This is a genomic window from Pseudomonas sp. AD21, assembly GCF_002878485.1.
In the GTDB taxonomy this organism is placed as follows: domain Bacteria; phylum Pseudomonadota; class Gammaproteobacteria; order Pseudomonadales; family Pseudomonadaceae; genus Aquipseudomonas.
Map to the genome: position 1 here is coordinate 1 of NZ_NQYG01000061.1, position 18,950 is coordinate 18,950.

Sequence of the window (18,950 nt, forward strand, 5' to 3'; positions counted from 1 at the left end):
CTGCACCTGCACCTGCACCTGCACCTGCACCTGCACCTGCACCTGCACCTGCACCTGCACCGGTCGTCGTTGCGCCAGCCGTGCCGGTTGAAGTGGTGGCCGAGGCTCCAGTCGAAGCCCCGCGCACCGAAGAAACCAAGGCCGGTTTCTTCGCCCGCCTCAAACAAGGCTTGTCCAAGACCAGCGCCAGCATCGGCGAGGGCATGGCCAGCCTGTTCCTCGGCCGCAAAACCATCGATGACGATTTGCTCGATGACCTCGAAACCCGTCTGCTGACCGCCGACGTCGGTGTCGAAGCCACCACGCAGATCATCCAGCGCCTGACCCAGAAGGTCGCCCGCAAAGAACTGGCCGACGCCGATGCGCTGTACAAGTCGTTGCAGGCCGAACTGGCCGCGATGCTCAAGCCGGTTGAACAACCGCTGAAAATCGCCTCGCAGAACAAGCCATTCGTGATTCTGGTGGTTGGCGTCAACGGCGCCGGCAAGACCACCACCATCGGCAAACTGGCGAAGAAGCTGCAACTGGAAGGCAAGAAAGTCATGCTCGCCGCCGGTGACACGTTCCGCGCCGCTGCCGTTGAGCAGTTGCAGGTCTGGGGTGAACGCAACAAGATTCCGGTTATCGCCCAGCACACGGGTGCCGACTCGGCTTCGGTGATCTTCGACGCCGTGCAGGCCGCCAAGGCGCGTGGCATCGACGTACTGATCGCCGACACCGCCGGTCGTTTGCACACCAAAGACAACCTGATGGAAGAACTGAAGAAAGTTCGCCGGGTGATCGGCAAGCTCGACGCCGACGCGCCGCATGAAGTGCTGCTGGTGCTCGACGCCGGCACCGGGCAGAACGCCATCAACCAGGCCAAACAATTCAACCAGACCGTCGAACTGACTGGCCTGGCGCTGACCAAGCTGGACGGTACCGCCAAGGGTGGGGTGATTTTCGCCCTGGCCAAGCAGTTTGGCCTGCCGATCCGCTACATTGGCGTCGGTGAAGGCATCGACGATCTGCGTACCTTTGAAGCCGAACCCTTTGTCCAGGCATTGTTTGCCGAGCGGGAGCGTTCATGATTCGTTTCGAACAGGTCGGTAAACGCTACCCGAACGGTCACGTCGGCTTGCATGAGCTGAGCTTTCGAGTCCGTCGTGGCGAGTTTCTGTTTGTCACCGGTCACTCCGGTGCCGGCAAATCCACACTGTTGCGCCTGTTGCTGGCGATGGAACGTCCGACCAGCGGCAAGCTGCTGCTCGCCGGGCAAGACCTGAGCACCATCAGCAACGCGCAGATTCCATTTCTGCGCCGGCAGATCGGCGTGGTGTTCCAGAACCACCAGTTGCTGTTCGATCGCACGGTGTTCAACAACGTCGCACTGCCGCTGCAGATTCTCGGCTTGTCCAAGGCCGAGATCGCCAAGCGCGTCGATTCGGCGCTGGAGCGCGTGGCGCTGTCGGATAAAACCGATCTGTACCCGGGCGACCTGTCCACCGGTCAGCAACAGCGCGTCGGCATCGCCCGCGCCATCGTTCACCGCCCGGCCCTGCTGTTGGCGGACGAACCCACCGGTAACCTCGACCCGCGTCTGGCGGCCGAGATCATGGGCGTGTTCGAAGACATCAATCGGTTGGGCACCAGCGTACTGATCGCCAGTCACGACCTGGCGCTGATTGCGCGCATGCGTCACCGCATGCTGACCCTGCAACGCGGCCGATTGATCGGCGACGGGGAGGCTGGCGTATGAGTGCGACACGCAGTCCGAAGGTTTCCGAGCGCGTGGCCCCGAAAGCCGCCGACCCGCAACCACCGAAGAAGAAAAAACACGACGATGACGACGGCCCGGACTTTTCCACGCTGTTGCGGTCGTGGATCGAAAGCCATCGCGCCAGTCTGCTCGACAGTCTGCGCCGCCTCGGCAAGCAGCCGATCGGCAGCTTCTTCACCTGCATGGTGATGGCCGTGGCGCTGAGCCTGCCGATGGGCCTGTCGCTGCTGATCAACAACGTCGAGCGACTCGGCGGCTCGTGGCAGCGGGCGGCGCAGATTTCGCTGTACCTGCAACTGGACGCCACGCCGGATCAAGGCGAGTCGTTGCGCGAGCAGATCAAAGGCATGCCCGGTGTGGCTGATGCTGAATATGTCGGCCGCGATCAGGCGCTGGAAGAGTTCCAACAGCAGTCCGGTCTGGGCGAAGCCCTGCGCGAACTGCCGGAAAACCCGCTGCCGGGCGTGGTGCTGGTGACGCCGAAGGAGGTCGACAAGCCGACCCTGGAAGCATTAAGACAAAAACTTTCCGAGCTGCCCAAGGTACAACAGGCGCAACTTGATCTAGTCTGGGTCGAGCGTCTGGCCGCCATCCTCAAGCTCGGCGACCGGTTTGTCTTCGGTCTGACGGTGCTGCTGGTTTCTGCATTACTTTTGGTGATAGGCAATACCATTCGTCTTCATATTGAAAACCGCCGCACAGAGATAGAAGTGATTAAACTCGTCGGCGGCACCGACAGTTATGTGCGTCGTCCCTTTCTTTATATGGGCGCGTTATATGGTTTCGGTGCGGGGGTTCTGTCCTGGGGGGTGCTGGCGTTCGGCCTGAACTGGCTGAATGACGCGGTAGTTGGACTGGCCGGCTTGTACGGCAGTGATTTCGCGCTGGCCGGAGTGCCAGTTGCCGACGGTCTGTCGCTCTTGCTTGGCGCGGTGCTGTTGGGTTATATCGGTGCATGGATTGCAGTCGCACGTCATCTCAGGGAGCTGGCGCCGAAGTAGAATCTTTTTTGCGCGTGATTGACCTTGCGGTTTTTTTGGGAACTTGTACTTGAATTCCCGGTCAATTTTTCGCAGTGCCGAGAGGCACGAGTATGTAAGTGGGAGGTTTTTTCGCATGACCAATTCTTTGCAACCTGCGTACGCGTTGGTTCCGGGTGCGAACCTGGAAGCCTATGTGCACACCGTCAACAGCATTCCATTGCTGACGCCGGAGCAGGAGCGTGAACTGGCCGAGAGTCTCTACTATGAGCAGGATTTGGGGGCGGCTCGGCAGATGGTGCTCGCCCACCTGCGTTTTGTTGTACACATTGCCCGTAGCTATTCCGGCTACGGCCTGGCTCAGGCTGACCTGATCCAGGAAGGTAACGTCGGCCTGATGAAGGCCGTGAAGCGCTTCAACCCGGAAATGGGTGTGCGTCTGGTGTCGTTCGCCGTGCACTGGATCAAGGCGGAAATTCACGAGTTCATCCTGCGCAACTGGCGCATTGTGAAAGTCGCGACCACCAAGGCCCAGCGCAAGCTGTTCTTCAACCTGCGCAGCCAGAAGAAACGTCTGGCGTGGCTGAACAACGAGGAAGTCCACCGTGTGGCGGAAAGCCTCGGCGTCGAGCCGCGGGAAGTGCGCGAGATGGAAAGTCGTCTGACCGGTCATGACATGGCCTTCGACCCGGCCGCGGAAGCGGACGACGACAGCGCTTTCCAGTCGCCGGCCAACTACCTGGAAGACCACCGGTACGACCCGGCGCGTCAACTGGAAGATGCCGACTGGAGTGACAACTCCAATCACAACCTGCACGAGGCGCTGGAAGTGCTGGACGAACGTAGTCGCGACATCCTCTACCAGCGCTGGCTGGCAGAAGAGAAAGCCACGCTGCACGACCTGGCGCAGAAGTACAACGTGTCGGCCGAGCGGATCCGTCAGCTCGAGAAGAGCGCGATGAACAAGCTCAAGTTGTCGATCGCCGCCTAACCGGCGCTCAGGCAATAAAAACGCCCCGATCAGCGATGATCGGGGCGTTTTTCATTTCTGATTCAACACCACTCCTACAGGGGATCTTCGGTGTTATTCGGCCCAAGGCGCCCGGCGCGAATCGTTGAGCCCCAGCAGATAACTATCCCCACCCAACTGGCTCATCTGCTGGCGAATCCACCCGGCCCGGCGCGACACGTAAGCCGTCGGATGGCTCGCACTCCATACGCGCGGGTTAGGTAGAACGGCCGCCAGATAACTGGCCTGCTGCCGCGACAGCGACTTGGCGCTTACGCCGAAATGATGGCGGGCTGCGGCTTCGGCGCCAAACACGCCGTCGTCCCACTCGACGCTATTGAGGTACACCTCAAGAATCCGCTGCTTGGGCCAGAGCACCTCGATCAGCGCGGTAAACCAGGCTTCCAGGCCTTTGCGCAGATAGCTGCGACCCGACCACAGGAACAGGTTCTTCGACACTTGCTGGCTCAAGGTGCTGGCGCCGCGAATCGAGCCGCCGAGTTCGTTGTGGGCCAACGCCGCCTGGATCGCACCGAAGTCAAAACCCCAGTGCTCGGGAAACTTCTGGTCCTCGCCGGCCATGACTGCAACCTTGAGGTCATCGGAGATCTCGTCCCACGGTTTCCAGGTGCGCTGCAGGTCGATCGGTTCGCCGTCGACCCAGGATTCGACCTTGCGCTCGACCATCAGCGCCGTGCCCGGTGGCGGCACAAAGCGAAACAGCAAGACCAGCAATACGCTGCCGCCCGCGAACCAGAGCAGGGCCTTCGTGAGACGACGCAAAAGTGAACGCAGCATAGAGATGGCTTGGCCGAACCGATAGAGCGGGCCATTATACAGACCCTGCCGAACGAGTCTGACTGGAGTTCCACATGCTGCGTGGCTTTCTGATGCTGGCCGCTTTCTTTGGTTTTACCGGTGTTGCCCTCGGCGCATTCGCCGCCCATGGTCTGAAAAACCGCCTCACGCCCGAGTATCTGGCGATCTTCCACACGGGTGTGACCTATCAACTGGTGCACACCCTGGCGCTGTTCGGTGTGGCGTTGCTGGCCACGCAAATTCAGGGGCGACTGGTCGCGTGGGCCGGCTTTTCCTTCGCAGTGGGCATTGTGCTGTTCTCCGGCAGCCTGTACGTGCTGACCATGACCGGTATCAGCAAGCTCGGCATCATCACGCCGTTCGGCGGTCTGGCGTTCCTGGTCGGTTGGCTGTGCCTGGGGCTGGCCGCCTGGCGCTTGCCGCTAACCGCTTGACGCTTGGTGCTGACCTTTAGGTCATGATCGGGCTAGAATGCCAGCCCCTAAAAATGATGGCGGCCTAGCGCATGCGCATTCAGTTGAACGGCGAATCCCTTGAACTGCCCGACGGCGAGACCGTTGCGGCCCTGATCACCCGTCTGGAACTGACCGGACGCCGGGTGGCAGTCGAACTCAATCTGGATATCGTCCCGCGCAGCCAGCATGCCGACACCGTTCTCAGCGACGGCGACAACGTCGAAGTCGTGCACGCCATCGGCGGCGGCTAATCGCCCGGCGCCAGGGCACAGAATTCTGCAAGACCCTCACCCCTAAAGAGGATTCCCCATGAGCATCGTTCGTAACGACAAGCCTTTCGTCCTGGCCGGTCGTACTTACCAGTCGCGTTTGCTGGTTGGTACCGGCAAGTACCGTGACATGGAAGAAACCCGCCAGGCCATCGAAGCCTCGGGTGCCGAGATCGTCACCTTCGCCGTACGCCGCACCAACCTGGGCCAGATCGAAGGCGAGCCGAACCTGCTCGACGTGCTGTCGCCGGAGCGCTACACCTTCCTGCCAAACACCGCCGGTTGCTACGACGCCATCGAAGCCGTGCGCACCTGCCGCCTGGCGCGTGAGCTGCTCGACGGCCACAACCTGGTGAAGCTGGAAGTGCTGGCCGACCAGAAAACCCTGTTCCCCAACGTGATCGAAACCCTCAAGGCCGCAGAAACGCTGGTCAAGGAAGGCTTCGACGTGATGGTCTACACCAGTGATGACCCGATCATCGCTCGCCAACTGGCGGAAATCGGCTGCATCGCGGTGATGCCGCTGGCCGGTCTGATCGGTTCGGGCCTGGGGATCTGCAACCCGTACAACCTGCAGATCATCCTCGAAGAAGCCAGGATTCCGGTGCTGGTGGATGCCGGTGTCGGGACGGCTTCCGACGCCACCATCGCCATGGAACTGGGCTGTGATGCGGTGCTGATGAACTCGGCTATCGCCCACGCTCAACAGCCGGTGATGATGGCCCAAGCCATGCAACACGCGATCGTCGCGGGCCGTCTGGCCTACCTCGCCGGTCGCATGCCGAAAAAACTCTATGCCAGCGCCTCTTCGCCGCTGGATGGTCTGATCAAGTAAGAGCCATTGATGACTGAATCGAACGACACGCCTATCCAGACGGAAGAGGGCGACGAGCGCCAACACCGCCGCATCAAGAGTTTCGTGATGCGCGCCGGGCGCATGACCGAAGGCCAGCAGCGCGGTCTGGATCAGGGCGCGCCGCTGTACGTGCTGCCGCTGGCCGACGCGCCGGTGGATTACGATCAAGTGTTCGGCCGTTCGGCGCCGCGCTCGCTGGAGATCGGTTTCGGCATGGGCCACTCGCTGCTGGAAATGGCCGCCGCCGCGCCGGATCAGGACTTCATCGGTGTTGAAGTGCACCGTCCGGGTGTCGGCGCGCTGCTCAATGGCGTGCTGACCCAGGGCCTGACCAACCTGCGCGTCTACGATTGCGACGCGATCGAAGTGCTCAACCGCTGCATCGCCGACAACAGCCTCGATCGCCTGATGCTGTTCTTCCCGGACCCATGGCACAAGAGCCGTCACCACAAGCGTCGCATCGTTCAGGCCTCGTTCGCCGAACTGGTGCGCAGCAAGCTGAAGGTCGGCGGCATTCTGCACATGGCTACCGACTGGGAACCGTACGCCGAGTACATGCTGGAAGTGATGAACGTCGCTCCGGGCTATCGCAACCTCGCCGAAGACGGCAAGTGCGTACCACGCCCGGCCGAACGGCCGATCACCAAGTTCGAACGCCGCGGCGAACGTCTTGGGCATGGCGTGTGGGATCTGAAGTTCGAGAAACAGTCCTAAGCATCACGCTATGATCGTTCCCACGCTCTGCGTGGGAATGCTGCCCGGGACGCTCTGCGTCCCACAGCGGACGCAGAGCGTCCATTGAGGCATTCCCACGCGGAGCATGGGAACGATCAAAAGCGGCCGAAAAATCAGCGGCGGTCAGCTACGACGCCGATCAACACCAGCACCACCAACAACACCGGCGCCAGGCTGTAGTTGTTGAACTGGCTCAAGCCCTTGACTACCCACGGCGTGGCGTAGATCAGTGCGGCGCCACTGCCGATCACGCACAGCAGCGACATCAGCGGTATGCGCAGGGCGCCGGCGATGCTGCCCAGGCGTTGCTCGACCCAGCCTTTGAAGTCGGCGCCAAACAGCACCAGCAGGCAGCCGACCAGGGCCAGGGCGATTTCCGAGAGATTGCTGCGGCTCCAGCGGGACACGGTGGCGAGCAGATCGAGTATCAAATCCATGCGTTTTTCCTTGGGGCTGCCGTTGGGGCGTGGGCTCAGCTCAGAAATTTCTGCAGCAAGTCGTTGAGAAAGAGTTGTCCGCGCTCGGTGGCCGCCAGACGTGACGGTTCGACCTGCATCAGGCCGCTTTGTTCGGCCTCCTTGCGGTGTTCGGTGAGACCTTCCAGCGGCAGGCCGGTGCGCTCGGGATACAGGCGTGATTCCACCCCGGCAGTCAGGCGCAGCGCGTTCATCAGAAACTCGAACGGCATCTCGTCGTTGCTCAGGGTTTTCTCGCCAGCCTGGAAGCTCTTGGCCGGGTTCAGATAGTCCTTCGGCAGGCGTGTCTTCCAGGTCCGGACGATGCGCCCGTCCGGATGGCTGAGCTTGCCGTGAGCGCCCGCACCGATACCGATGAAGTCGCCGAAACTCCAGTAATTGAGGTTATGCCGCGCCGGCCGTCCGGCCTGTGCATAAGCCGACACTTCGTATTGCGCGTAACCGTGTTCGGCCAGCAGCGCTTGCCCGGCCTCTTGAATGTCCCACAGCGTATCGTCTTCCGGCAGTACTGGCGGCTGGTTCCAGAACACCGTGTTCGGCTCCAGTGTCAGCTGATACCAGGAGATGTGCGTCGGTTTCAGTTCGATGGCCTGGCGCAGGTCGCTCAAGGCATCTTCCAGCGACTGGTCAGGCAAGCCGTGCATCAAGTCGAGGTTGAAGTTGTCGAACCCGGCCTGCCGCGCCATGCCGGCCGCGCGCACCGCTTCGTCGCCGTTGTGGATGCGCCCGAGGGCTTCAAGCTTCTGCTGCTGGAAACTCTGAATACCGATCGACAGGCGATTGATCCCCAGTTTGCGGTACGCGACGAATTTCTCCTGTTCGAAGGTGCCGGGGTTGGCTTCCAGGGTGATTTCGATGTCATGGGCGAACGGAATACGCTGCTCGACGCCTACCAGCAAACGCCCCAGCGCCTCGGCACTGAACAGGCTCGGCGTGCCGCCGCCAAAGAAGATCGAACTGATTTCACGACCGTAAACCGCGTGCAGGTCCTGATCGAGATCGGCGAGCAGCGCGTCGACGTATTCCTGCTCCGGCAGCACGGGACTGGCGGTGTGCGAGTTGAAATCGCAATACGGGCATTTGCGTACACACCACGGGATGTGGATGTACAGCGCCAAGGGCGGCAGCGTCGGCAGCGGTGCCCGAGGCGAAGAGGCGGCGCCGCCGATGATCAGCGACAACGCGGAGGGGCTGTCGGTCATTTCAGGCCCAGACGCTGGCGCAGCAGATCCATTGCACGGGCGCGGTGGCTGATCTGGTTCTTGTCGGCCGGGCTCAGTTCGGCGCTGGACACGTCACGCTCCGGTACCCAGAACAGCGGGTCGTAGCCGAAACCGTGTTCGCCGCTGGCGGCGGTCAGGATGCGCCCGTGCCACAGGCCTTCGCAGAGGATCGGCAACGGATCGTCGGCATGCCGCACCAGCGCCAACACGCAGACGAACTGTGCGCCACGCTCGGCTTCAGGCACGTCCTTCAGGGCGTCGAGCAGTTTGGCGTTGTTCGCCGCATCGCCCTTGCCATCGGCATAACGCGCCGAATAGATGCCCGGCGCGCCGCCAAGGAAATCCACCGCCAGACCGGAATCGTCGGCCAGCGCCGGCAATCCGGAAATACGTGCGGCGTTGCGCGCCTTGAGAATGGCGTTCTCGACGAACGACAGGCCGGTTTCTTCCGGCTCGACCTTGCTCCACTCGCCGATCGAGCGCAGTTGCACCGAGTCGCCGAGCATGGCCTGGAGTTCCTTGAGTTTGCCGGCGTTATGGCTGGCCAGTACGAGTTGCTTGAGGTTCATCATTCGCCGGGGAAAAGCTCTTGGTTGAAATTGATAGTGTTGATCTTGTCGCCGTTCTGCACCTTGATTTCAAAGGTGCGGGTTTCCTGCTGCTCAACCGGATACTGGGCGATGTAGTAGATCGCGCCCTGTTCGGTGACCTGGCGGAAGTTCAGCGGCACGCTCTGGCTGGTCAGGTCTTTGACCGTGCCGGTGACGTTGGCGCTCAACGGTTTGCCGTCCTTGATCACCGAGACATTGATCACGCCCTGGTTCTTGCTGCGGATCAGCTCGGCGGCCTTGGCGATGTCCGGCTGCAAATACGTGGAGTTGAAGGTGTTGTAGTGCACCGTCACGTCACCGAAGGTTTCCTGGCGCTCGCTTTTGATGACATCGGCTGCCATGGCCGTGACGCTCAGGCAGGCGGTAAATAACAACAACGCTAGACGACCCATGATCGTTCTCCTCGAAATGTCGTGGTTCAGACCGCGACCCGATGATCTGCAAGCACCGGGCTGCTGACGCGGTAGATACCGATCTCACCTAACAGATTAGGCCATAGCTTACTGGCCCACCCGTGACGGTGCTGTTGATCCACGGCAAGCCGATCAATGACCTTCGCATCACGTTCGCGACAAAGTTCTTCAAAGTCTTCGAAGGTGCAGAAGTGGATGTTCGGCGTGTTGTACCAGGTGTACGGCAGGAACTCGGATACCGGCATGCGGCCCTTGCTCGCCAGGTACCAGCGGCAGCGCCAGTGACCGAAGTTGGGGAAAGTGATGATGCACTGGCGACCGACCCGCAGCATTTCGTCGAGGATCTTGTCCGGGTAATGCACGGCCTGCAGCGCCTGGGTCATGACCACGATGTCGAAGCTGTTGCTGGCGAAGTTGCCCAGCCCTTTGTCCAGGTCCTGCTCGATGACGTTGATGCCCTTGGCCACACACTCGGCGATGTTGTCCGCGTCGTTTTCCAGGCCATAACCGGTGACCTGCTTGTGGTCGCGCAGCCAGGTCAGCAATTCGCCGTCGCCGCAACCGAGGTCGAGCACGCGGCTGCCGGCGGGGATCCATTCCTGGATGATTTCCAGATCAGCTCTCATGGCTTTCTCACAACGTGATTCGGTTCATGTAATTGCCGAACGCCTGCAAATAGCGCGGGATCGGAATCAGGAAGGCGTCGTGGCCCTGTGGTGCGTCGATTTCCAGATAGCTGACGTCCTTGCGCGCCGCCATCAGCGCGTCCACCAGCTCCCGCGAGCGGGCCGGGGAGAAGCGCCAGTCAGTGGTGAACGACATCACGCAGAACTTGGCCGTGGCGTTCTCGAAGGTTTTCGCCAGGTTATCGTCGAAGTTCGCTGCCGGATCGAAGTAGTCCAGCGCCTTGGTCATCAACAGATAGGTGTTGGCATCGAAACGACCGGAGAACTCTTCGCCTTGGTAGCGCAGGTAGCTTTCGACCTGGAACTCGACGCTGTGGAAGTCATAGTTGAGCTTTTCGCTCTTCAGGCCACGGCCGAATTTCTCGCCCATCGAGTCGTCGGACAGGTAGGTGATGTGCCCGACCATCCGCGCGAGCATCAGGCCGCGCTTGGGGATCACGCCTGCTTCTTGGAACGAACCACCGTGAAACTCGGGGTCGGTGAGGATGGCCTGACGCGCCACTTCGTTGAAGGCGATGTTCTGCGCCGAGAGCTTTGGTGCCGAGGCGATGGCCAGGCAGTGCCGCACGCGATCCGGGTAAGTGATGGTCCATTGCAGGGCCTGCATGCCGCCAAGGCTGCCGCCTATCACTGCGGCGAACTGGCGGATTCCGAGCAAATCAGCCAGACGCGCCTGGCTGTGCACCCAGTCCTCCACGGTGAGTACCGGGAAGTCGGCGCCGAACGGTTTACCGGTTTCCGGATTGATGCTGCTCGGCCCGGTAGAGCCGTTGCAGCCGCCCAGATTATTCAGGCTGACCACGAAGAACTTGTTGGTGTCGATCGGTTTGCCCGGGCCGATGCAGCTGTCCCACCAACCGGGCTTGCGGTCGTCGACGCTGTGATAGCCGGCAGCGTGGTGATGGCCGGACAAGGCATGGCAAATCAGCACGGCGTTGCTCGCCTGCGCGTTCAGCGTGCCGTAGGTTTCGTAGATCAGGTCGTAGGCGGGCAGCGAACGGCCACAAGCCAAGGCCAGAGGTTCGCTGAAGTGCGCCGTTTGCGGCGTCACCAGACCAACAGAATCGGGGGGAAAGGCAGCTGGCATCGACCCTGCTCTCGTTGAAATGAGGCGTAAGTCTAAAGACCGGGGGGGTTAGCGGCAAGCAACTACCTGCGCTCGTTCCCACGCTCTGCGTGGGAATGCCTCATTGGACGCTCCGCGTCCGCTTCGGCGGGGACGCGGAGCGTCCCGGAATGCATTCCCACGCGGAGCGTGGGAACGATCAACGCATAAGCCCAGGCAGATCCGGCAACTTCTTCGGCGAGCAGATCTTCACCCGTTTCTGCCGGTTCAACTCACCGCTGAGCAAACTGACCTGGCTCTTGGAAACCCCAAAAGCCTTGGCCAGAAAGCCCATCAGATAAGCATTGGCCTTGCCCTCGACCGGCGGCGCGGTGAGGCGGATCTTCAGGCGGTCACCGTGCAGCCCGGCGAAATCATCGCTGCGGGCTGCCGGTTGCAGATGACATTCGAGGATCAGATCGTCCCCGTCCCAGCGAAACCAGCTCACATCAGCAGGCGCAGGATTTCCGGCATCATCGTCATCGCCGCGAGGTTGTTGATCACCAGCATGTCGATCAGCTTCAACGCGAGGAAGGCGAAGATCGGCGACAGGTCCAGACCGCCGAGGTTCGGCAGGATCTTGCGGAACGGTGCCAGCGCCGGTTCGCAGATCTGGTTTACCAGCTCAGCGCCCGGGTTGTGGCTGCCCGGGGCGACCCACGAGAGGATCACGCTGATGATCAGGGCGAAGAAGAAAATCTTCAGGAACAGCGCGGTCACGCCAATGATCGACCAGATAAACAGCTGCAGCGGGTTACCGGTGGTGCCGTAGGTCAGCAGCAAGGTCAGGGCCATCAGTGCCAGTTGCACCAGAATCGCCAGGACCAGCGACGACATGTCGAGGCCGAATACGCTCGGGATAATCCGACGCAGAGGCTTGAGCAGCGGCTGGGTGGCCTTGACCACGAACTGGCACAGCGGGTTGTAGAAGTTCGCTCGCACCAGTTGCAGGACGAAGCGCAGCAGCACGATCAGCAGGTACAGGCTGCCTAGGGTTTGCAGCACGTAAACCGCTGCGGTGTTCAATCCAATCATGTAAGGCTCCTTATTTGCCCAGTTGTTCGGCCATTTCGGCCGAGCGGTGCGCGGCGGCGCCGAGTGCGGTTTCGACCAGGGCTTCAAAGCCATTGGCCTGGAATGATTTGATTGCAGCTTCGGTGGTGCCATTTGGCGAGGTCACGCGGCGGCGCAGTTCGGCAGCGTCGACATCGCTGGACACCGCCATATGCGCAGCGCCAAGCGCCGTTTGCAGGGTCAGTTGTTCAGCGACTTCCTTCGGCAGGCCGAGTTTGACGCCGGCGGCGGTCATGGCTTCGATCAGCAGGAAGAAGTACGCCGGGCCGGAACCGGAAACAGCGGTAACCGCGTCCAGTTGCTGCTCTTCGTTGAGCCACAGGGCAATGCCGACGGCGGACAGCAGCTCTTCGGCTTGCTGACGCTGTTCGGCAGTCACTTCGCTGGTCGCATACAAACCGCTGACGCCCTGACGCAGCAGCGCCGGGGTGTTCGGCATGCAGCGTACGATTGGCTGCTCGCCGAGCCACGCGGTCATGCTCGCGCAGGTGATGCCGGCGGCAATGGAGACCACCAGTTGATTGGGTTTCAGGCTTGGGCGAATCGCCTCGCACACGGCTTTCATCGCCTGTGGCTTGACCGCCAGTACGATCACGTCGACGCCGTCGATGGCTTGGGCATTATCGGCAAAGGTTTCGATGCCGTGTTCGGCGCTGACGCGTTGGCGCGTTTCTTCGCCCGGATCGCTGGCGCGGATGTGGCTAGCTTGCAGACCCTTGGCGCGCAGGCCGCCGATCAGACTGGCGGCCATGTTGCCGGCACCGATAAAGGCAATACGTGTGTTGCTCATGTCAGGTCCTTATTCAGAAGTTTGTCAGCCATTTCATGGCTGGCCGTAGTCGCGGGCACCAAACAGGGCGGTACCGATCCGCACCCAGGTGGCGCCTTGGGCGATGGCCGACTCGAGGTCGTGGCTCATGCCCATGGAAAGTGTGTCGAGCGGCAGATTCAGGCTGGCCTGCAGGCGTTGCACGGCAGCAAACGCGGCGTCCTGTTCGGCGCGATCTTCGGTCGGCTCGGGAATCGCCATCAACCCGCGCAATTTCAGGCGCGGCAGGGCGCTGATGGCCTCGGCCAGTGCCGGCAGGTCGGCCGGGGTGCAGCCGGACTTGCTGGCCTCACCGCTGACGTTGACCTGAATGCAGATGTTCAGCGGCGGCAGCTCGGCCGGGCGCTGTTCGGACAGGCGTTGGGCAATTTTCAGGCGATCCACGGAGTGCACCCAGTCGAAATGCTCGGCAATCGCGCGAGTCTTGTTCGATTGAATGGGGCCGATGAAGTGCCAGATCAAGGGCAGGTCGGCCAGTTCGAGCTGTTTGCCCAGGGCTTCCTGCAGATAGTTTTCGCCAAAGTCACGCAGGCCGGCGGCGTGGGCTTCACGCAGATCCCCGGCGGGCTTGGTCTTGCTCACGGCGAGCAACTGAACGCTGTTTTCAGCGCGCCCGGCAGCGGCGGTGGCGGCCTGGATGCGCGAACTAACCTGAAGGATGTTGTCTGCTATCGTGGACATCAAGAGGCGCCGGCGGTCTGAAGGTTCGCGGCATTCTACTGGAATTGAGGGACGCTATGGATATCACTGAACTGCTGGCGTTCAGCGCCAAACAGGGCGCTTCCGACCTGCACCTGTCGGCCGGTCTGCCGCCGATGATCCGCGTCGATGGTGATGTGCGGCGGATCAATCTGCCGGCGCTGGATCACAAGCAAGTGCACGAATTGATCTACGACATCATGAACGACACCCAGCGGGTCGACTTTGAGAAACACCTCGAAACGGATTTCTCTTTCGAAGTCCCCGGCGTGGCGCGTTTTCGGGTCAATGCGTTCAACCAGAACCGTGGTGCCGGGGCGGTGTTCCGCACCATTCCGTCGAAAGTGCTGAGCATGGAAGACCTCGGCATGGGCGATGTCTTTCGCAAGATCACCGATGCGCCGCGCGGGCTGGTGCTGGTCACCGGGCCGACCGGTTCCGGCAAGTCGACCACGCTGGCGGCGATGATCGATTACCTCAACACCCATCGCCATCACCATATCCTCACCATTGAAGACCCGATCGAATTCGTCCACGAATCGCGCAAATGCCTGATCAACCAGCGCGAGGTACACCGCGACACCCGCAGCTTTGCCACCGCGCTGCGTTCGGCGCTGCGCGAAGACCCGGACGTGATTCTGGTGGGTGAGATGCGTGATCTGGAAACCATTCGCCTGGCGCTGACTGCCGCCGAAACCGGGCATCTGGTGTTCGGCACGCTGCACACCACTTCAGCGGCGAAAACCATCGACCGGGTGGTGGATGTATTCCCGGGGGATGAGAAGTCGATGGTGCGTTCGATGCTCTCGGAGTCGTTGCTGGCAGTGGTCTCGCAGACCCTGATCAAGAAGATCGGCGGCGGACGGGTGGCGGCGCACGAGATCATGCTGGGCACATCGGCGATCCGTAACCTGATCCGCGAGGACAAGGTGGCGCAGATGTATTCGGCGATTCAGACCGGCGGGTCGTTGGGGATGCAGACACTCGACATGTGCCTGAAGGAGCTGATGACCAAAGGCTTGATCAGTCGCGAGCATGCGCGGGAGAAGGCGCGTACGCCGGATAATTTCTGAGGGAGTGATCGTTCCCACGCTCTGCGTGGGAATGCAGCCCGGGACGCTCTGCGTCCCTGCCGAAGCGGACGCGGAGCGTCCATTGAGGCATTCCCACGCAGAGCGTGGGAACGATCGGTACGTGCTGTTAGCGCTGAACCACGCGCATCTGCTTACCGGCAGGCTCTTTCGGCAGCACGCGCTTGGCAACCACGTAATGTTGTTCCCAATACGGCTTGTTCAGCGTGTCGATGCTCACCGCTTTACCACGACGGGGTGCGTGGATGAAGCGATCGTTGCCCAGGTAGATGGCAACGTGGTTGACCCGACGGCTTTTGATGTTGAAGAAAATCAGGTCGCCCGGCTTCAGATCCTTGCGCTCGACTTTCTCGCCATGACCGCTGGCCATGGCGTTGGAAGTGCGCGGCAGGTCGAACGTGGCGTCGTTGAACGCATATTTCACCAGCCCGCTGCAGTCGAAGCCTTTACTTGGGCTGCTGCCGCCCCAACGATAAGGAGTACCGAGGACGTTCACCGCACGGCTCAGGACGTTGCTGCTTTCCTTGTTCGCCATCGGCGGAACCAGCTTGCCGTGATTCTTGCTGGCGAGCGTGGTGTGTTTCGTTTGTTTGCTGCTCTTGCTCGAAGGAGCCGAAGCATGGGATTTAGGGGTGAAACCGTTGACGTTGGGAAGACGTTGCTCACGATTGGTGGCGTGGGCGGCCAGTGGCATTAATAGGCAGATGGTTAGCCATGTCTTGAAAAATGGTCGCATTAGGCGTGGCTCTTAAAGGTTTGCGCGCAACTTTATAACAGCTTTTTTGTCCCTTCCGAGGCCGTTGGTCGATTCAACCCGGTGGTCAATTTCGCCCAACAAGCGGTAATTTGGCGCAATTGTCGGACAGAACCCAAGCCCTGCAAGGCTTTGAGCAAGGTGTAACGCTGGCGAACCACTTGTCGGCTCGACACAAAAAAGTCACAGAGATGCAGAAAAAATTTATCTATCGAGGCAAATGAGGTCATCCATGAACCGCTATCAGCAGGTTGCTCAACCCCAGGATACGCACAGCAAAGTGATCGGTTATCTGCTGTGGATTTTCGGTTTTACCGGCGCTCACCGCTTTTATTACGGCAAGCCTGTGACCGGGACGATCTGGTTTTTCACTTTCGGTCTGCTGGGTATCGGCTGGCTGATCGACGTGTTTCTGATCCCGGCGATGGATCGCGAGGCCGATCTGCGTTTTACCGCAGGGCCGATCGAATACAACGTGGCGTGGATTCTGCTGACGTTTCTGGGAGTGTTCGGCGTGCACCGGATGTACCAGGGCAAGTGGATCAGCGGTTTGCTGTACCTGCTGACCGGCGGATTGTTCTTTGTCGGGGTGTTGTATGACTTCTGGACGCTGAACGATCAGGTCTCGCTGCGCAACGCGCAGAACCGGGGCGCCTTCCAGTAACCTGTGGCGAGGGGATTTATCCCCGATGGGCTGCGCAGCAGCCCTCAATCTACAACCTCGGTGATTCAGGTCATCCGCGGTTGAATGGTTTAGGGGCGCTACGCGCCCCATCGGGGATAAATCCCCTCGCCACAATGACCCTCAGCAGCCGGTTAAGCCTGGTGGCTGATCCGCCCATCCACCAGGGTATAGCGAACCACGCCCGGCAATGTATGCCCGAGGAACGGACAGTTCTCGCCCCTCGATAACCAGCCTTCACCGGCCACGGTGGACGCCTTCGGATCGAACAGCACGATATCCGCCGCACCGCCCACCGTCAGTTTGCCCGCCGGCAGACGCAGCGCGTCCGCTGGACCAGCGCTCAGGCGTGCGAGCAGCGTCGGCAGATCCAGCAAGCCATCCTCGACCAGCGTCATCGCCAGTGGCAGCAACAGCTCAACGCTGCTGATGCCCGGCTCGGTCGCACCGAACGGCGCCAGTTTGGCATCGCGCTCGTGCGGCTGGTGGTGGCTGGAAATCGCCGACACCACACCGGACTTCACTGCCTCGCGCAGGCCATCGCGGTCAGCACGGGTGCGCAGCGGCGGTTGCACGTGATACAGGCTGCTGAAGTCGATCAGCGCTTCATCGGTGAGGATCAACTGGTATAGCGCGACATCCGCCGTGACCTTCAGGCCGCGTGCCTGGGCCTGGGCGATCAGGGCGACGCCGCGAGCGCTGGTCAGTTGGCTGAAGTGCGCACGCACGCCGGTCTGCTCGACCAGCAGCAGATCACGGGCCAGGGCCACGGTCTCAGCTGTTTCCGGGATGCCCGGCAGACCAAGGAAGCTGGCGACCGCGCCTTCGTGGGCCAGGCCGCCATCGGCCAGATCGTGATCCTGCGAATTGAAAATCACCGTCAGGTCGAAGGTCGCCGCGTAGTCCAGCGCCCGGCACAGGGTGCGGGTGTTGCGGAAACTCTCCAGACCATTGCCGAACGCCACGCACCCGGCGTCACGCAAAGCAACGAGCTCTGCAAGCTGTTCGCCGTCCAGGCCTTTGCTCAGCGCGCCAATCGGGAACACCTTGGTGTTGCCGGCTTCGCGGGCGCGGTCGAGGATCAGTTCGGCCACCGCCGAAGTGTCGAGCACCGGTTTGGTCTTCGGCGGGCAACACAGGCTGGTCACGCCGCCGGCCGCCGCAGCGCGGGTTTCGCTGGCGATGGTGCCTTTGCGGCTGTAGCCCGGCTCGCGCAGGGCGACGTTCAGGTCGACCAGCCCGGGTGCGGCCACCAGGCCTTGGGCGTCGATGGTTTCGACGGCAGTGAAACCGGCCGGCGCAGCGCCGAGGGCGACGATCTTGCAGGCTTCAACGTGGATATCGGTGATTTGATCCAGGCCGCTGCTTGGATCGATGACACGGGCGCCGAGAATGCTGAGCTTCACTGGGCGTTCTCCTGCTCGAATTGACGTTGTGCTGTTTGCCCGCTCATGGCCATCGACAGCACGGCCATGCGGATCGCGATGCCGTAGGTGACTTGATTGAGGATCACCGAATGCGGGCCGTCGGCCACTGCGGACTCGATTTCCACACCCCGGTTGATCGGCCCCGGGTGCATGACGATGCAATCGGGTTTGGCCCCGGCCAGGCGCGCGGTGGTCAGGCCGAACAGGCGGTAGAACTCGCCTTCGCTCGGCAGCAGGCCGCCGGTCATGCGCTCACGCTGCAGGCGCAGCATGATCACCACGTCGACGTCCTTCAGGCCTTCGTTCATGTCGGTGTAGACCTTCACGCCGTACTGCTCGATGCCGATCGGCAGCAGGGTTTTCGGTGCGATCACGCGGATGTCCGGGCAACCGAGGGTCTTCAGGGCGAGCATGTTCGAACGCGCCACTCGCGAGTGCAGGATGTCGCCGACGATCGCCACCGAGAGGTTTTCGAAACTGCCCTTGTGCCGACGGATGGTCAGCATGTCGAGCATGCCTTGCGTCGGGTGCGCGTGCCGACCGTCGCCGCCGTTGATGATCGCCACCTGCGGGCAAACATGTTCTGCGATGAAGTGCGCAGCACCGGAATCGCCGTGACGCACGACGAACATGTCGGCGGCCATGGCTTCGAGGTTGCGCAGGGTGTCGAGCAGGGTTTCACCCTTACTGGCCGACGAGGTTGACACGTTCAGGGTGATCACGTCCGCCGACAGCCGCTGGGCCGCCAGTTCGAAGGTGGTACGGGTGCGTGTGGAGTTCTCGAAGAACACGTTGCACACGGTCTTGCCGCGCAGCAACGGGACCTTCTTCACCGCCCGGGCACCGACTTCGAGGAACGAGTCGGCGGTGTCGAGGATTTCCGTCAGCAACTCGCGGCGCAGGCCATCGAGCGAGAGGAAGTGGCGCAGCTGGCCCTGGTCATTGAGCTGCAGCGGGCGCTTGGTATCTAGAGGCGTCATCGCGAGGGGGATTCTCAA

The 18,950-nt window shown here is 61.5% G+C and carries 24 protein-coding genes; 10 read left to right on the forward strand and 14 right to left on the reverse strand.

Going from position 1 to position 18,950, the window contains the following annotated elements; all coding sequences use genetic code 11:
* The 4 genes from ftsY to rpoH all read left to right on the forward strand — a co-directional run.
* A partial coding sequence (ftsY, locus tag PseAD21_RS24300; RefSeq protein ID WP_102358372.1) for a signal recognition particle-docking protein FtsY occupies positions 1 to 1,070 on the forward strand: 1,070 nt, incomplete at its 5' end.
* On the forward strand, positions 1,067 to 1,738 hold the full coding sequence (gene ftsE, locus PseAD21_RS24305) for a cell division ATP-binding protein FtsE (protein ID WP_003229148.1): 672 nt from the start codon (positions 1,067 to 1,069) through the stop codon (positions 1,736 to 1,738). The genes ftsY and ftsE, both read left to right, overlap by 4 nt.
* Positions 1,735 to 2,760 (forward strand): permease-like cell division protein FtsX, encoded by a 1,026-nt coding sequence (gene ftsX, locus PseAD21_RS24310; protein ID WP_025112094.1) that lies wholly within the window; start codon positions 1,735 to 1,737, stop codon positions 2,758 to 2,760. The genes ftsE and ftsX overlap by 4 nt, the downstream gene beginning before the upstream one ends.
* Positions 2,761 to 2,875: 115 nt before the next feature.
* Positions 2,876 to 3,730, forward strand: a complete 855-nt coding sequence (gene rpoH / locus PseAD21_RS24315) for an RNA polymerase sigma factor RpoH (protein ID WP_003229146.1) — start codon at positions 2,876 to 2,878, stop codon at positions 3,728 to 3,730.
* 93 nt (positions 3,731 to 3,823) lie between these two features.
* On the opposite strand, the gene mtgA is transcribed toward rpoH, so the two are convergent.
* On the reverse strand, positions 3,824 to 4,546 hold the full coding sequence (gene mtgA / locus PseAD21_RS24320; protein WP_102358348.1) for a monofunctional biosynthetic peptidoglycan transglycosylase: 723 nt from the start codon (positions 4,544 to 4,546) through the stop codon (positions 3,824 to 3,826).
* A 74-nt stretch (positions 4,547 to 4,620) separates the two neighbouring features.
* Between mtgA and PseAD21_RS24325 the strand changes: the two genes are divergently transcribed.
* The 4 genes from PseAD21_RS24325 (at position 4,621) to trmB (ending at position 6,861) form a co-directional block, all read left to right on the forward strand.
* Positions 4,621 to 5,001, forward strand: a complete 381-nt coding sequence (locus tag PseAD21_RS24325; protein WP_102358349.1) for a DUF423 domain-containing protein — start codon at positions 4,621 to 4,623, stop codon at positions 4,999 to 5,001.
* Positions 5,002 to 5,072: 71 nt separating this feature from the next.
* Positions 5,073 to 5,273 carry a sulfur carrier protein ThiS gene (thiS, locus tag PseAD21_RS24330; RefSeq protein ID WP_102358350.1) on the forward strand — a complete coding sequence of 67 codons (201 nt, stop codon included), beginning with the start codon at positions 5,073 to 5,075 and terminating at the stop codon, positions 5,271 to 5,273.
* 58 nt (positions 5,274 to 5,331) lie between these two features.
* Positions 5,332 to 6,126 carry a thiazole synthase gene (locus PseAD21_RS24335; protein ID WP_102358351.1) on the forward strand — a complete coding sequence of 265 codons (795 nt, stop codon included), beginning with the start codon at positions 5,332 to 5,334 and terminating at the stop codon, positions 6,124 to 6,126.
* Positions 6,127 to 6,135: 9 nt separating this feature from the next.
* Entirely contained in the window at positions 6,136 to 6,861 is a 726-nt protein-coding gene (gene trmB, locus PseAD21_RS24340; RefSeq protein ID WP_016983240.1) for a tRNA (guanosine(46)-N7)-methyltransferase TrmB, read from the forward strand.
* A 134-nt stretch (positions 6,862 to 6,995) separates the two neighbouring features.
* Here trmB and PseAD21_RS24345 read toward each other — a convergent pair whose 3' ends face one another.
* From PseAD21_RS24345 to PseAD21_RS24390, 10 genes are all read right to left on the reverse strand, one after another.
* Positions 6,996 to 7,319, reverse strand: a complete 324-nt coding sequence (locus PseAD21_RS24345) for a DUF3392 domain-containing protein (protein ID WP_102358352.1) — start codon at positions 7,317 to 7,319, stop codon at positions 6,996 to 6,998.
* A 35-nt stretch (positions 7,320 to 7,354) separates the two neighbouring features.
* Positions 7,355 to 8,560, reverse strand: coding sequence for a radical SAM family heme chaperone HemW (hemW, locus tag PseAD21_RS24350; protein WP_102358353.1), 1,206 nt, complete (start codon positions 8,558 to 8,560; stop codon positions 7,355 to 7,357).
* Entirely contained in the window at positions 8,557 to 9,153 is a 597-nt protein-coding gene (gene rdgB / locus PseAD21_RS24355) for an RdgB/HAM1 family non-canonical purine NTP pyrophosphatase (protein ID WP_095186987.1), read from the reverse strand. Before rdgB ends, hemW begins: the two co-directional genes overlap by 4 nt.
* On the reverse strand, positions 9,150 to 9,584 hold the full coding sequence (locus PseAD21_RS24360; RefSeq protein ID WP_102358354.1) for a DUF4426 domain-containing protein: 435 nt from the start codon (positions 9,582 to 9,584) through the stop codon (positions 9,150 to 9,152). Before PseAD21_RS24360 ends, rdgB begins: the two co-directional genes overlap by 4 nt.
* 26 nt (positions 9,585 to 9,610) lie before the next feature.
* Complete coding sequence (gene metW / locus PseAD21_RS24365; RefSeq protein WP_025109137.1) at positions 9,611 to 10,231, reverse strand: methionine biosynthesis protein MetW; 621 nt, start codon at positions 10,229 to 10,231, stop codon at positions 9,611 to 9,613.
* A 7-nt stretch (positions 10,232 to 10,238) separates the two neighbouring features.
* Positions 10,239 to 11,378 (reverse strand): homoserine O-acetyltransferase, encoded by a 1,140-nt coding sequence (locus tag PseAD21_RS24370; RefSeq protein WP_102358355.1) that lies wholly within the window; start codon positions 11,376 to 11,378, stop codon positions 10,239 to 10,241.
* 178 nt (positions 11,379 to 11,556) lie between these two features.
* Positions 11,557 to 11,844, reverse strand: coding sequence for a DUF167 domain-containing protein (locus PseAD21_RS24375; RefSeq protein ID WP_102358356.1), 288 nt, complete (start codon positions 11,842 to 11,844; stop codon positions 11,557 to 11,559).
* A complete protein-coding gene (locus PseAD21_RS24380) occupies positions 11,841 to 12,431 on the reverse strand; it encodes a YggT family protein (protein ID WP_102358357.1) in 591 nt (196 codons plus the stop codon). Before PseAD21_RS24380 ends, PseAD21_RS24375 begins: the two co-directional genes overlap by 4 nt.
* A gap of 10 nt (positions 12,432 to 12,441) precedes the next feature.
* The gene (gene proC / locus PseAD21_RS24385; RefSeq protein WP_102358358.1) at positions 12,442 to 13,260 is read right to left on the reverse strand and encodes a pyrroline-5-carboxylate reductase; all 819 of its coding nucleotides are present in this window, start codon (positions 13,258 to 13,260) and stop codon (positions 12,442 to 12,444) included.
* A 33-nt stretch (positions 13,261 to 13,293) separates the two neighbouring features.
* Complete coding sequence (locus PseAD21_RS24390; protein ID WP_102358359.1) at positions 13,294 to 13,980, reverse strand: YggS family pyridoxal phosphate-dependent enzyme; 687 nt, start codon at positions 13,978 to 13,980, stop codon at positions 13,294 to 13,296.
* A gap of 56 nt (positions 13,981 to 14,036) precedes the next feature.
* On the opposite strand from PseAD21_RS24390, the gene PseAD21_RS24395 reads away from it, so the two are divergent.
* Positions 14,037 to 15,071, forward strand: coding sequence for a type IV pilus twitching motility protein PilT (locus PseAD21_RS24395; protein ID WP_102358360.1), 1,035 nt, complete (start codon positions 14,037 to 14,039; stop codon positions 15,069 to 15,071).
* A gap of 127 nt (positions 15,072 to 15,198) precedes the next feature.
* Here the strand turns inward: PseAD21_RS24395 and PseAD21_RS24400 are convergent, their stop codons facing one another.
* The gene (locus tag PseAD21_RS24400; protein ID WP_003229112.1) at positions 15,199 to 15,825 is read right to left on the reverse strand and encodes a C40 family peptidase; all 627 of its coding nucleotides are present in this window, start codon (positions 15,823 to 15,825) and stop codon (positions 15,199 to 15,201) included.
* 250 nt (positions 15,826 to 16,075) lie between these two features.
* Between PseAD21_RS24400 and PseAD21_RS24405 the strand changes: the two genes are divergently transcribed.
* Positions 16,076 to 16,507, forward strand: coding sequence for an NINE protein (locus PseAD21_RS24405; RefSeq protein WP_102358361.1), 432 nt, complete (start codon positions 16,076 to 16,078; stop codon positions 16,505 to 16,507).
* Between the two features lie 152 nt (positions 16,508 to 16,659).
* Here PseAD21_RS24405 and PseAD21_RS24410 read toward each other — a convergent pair whose 3' ends face one another.
* Together PseAD21_RS24410 and PseAD21_RS24415 are read right to left on the reverse strand one after the other, a co-directional pair.
* Positions 16,660 to 17,931 (reverse strand): dihydroorotase, encoded by a 1,272-nt coding sequence (locus PseAD21_RS24410; RefSeq protein WP_102358362.1) that lies wholly within the window; start codon positions 17,929 to 17,931, stop codon positions 16,660 to 16,662.
* Positions 17,928 to 18,932, reverse strand: coding sequence for an aspartate carbamoyltransferase catalytic subunit (locus PseAD21_RS24415; protein WP_102358363.1), 1,005 nt, complete (start codon positions 18,930 to 18,932; stop codon positions 17,928 to 17,930). The genes PseAD21_RS24410 and PseAD21_RS24415 overlap by 4 nt, the downstream gene beginning before the upstream one ends.
* Positions 18,933 to 18,950 lie beyond the last annotated feature (18 nt).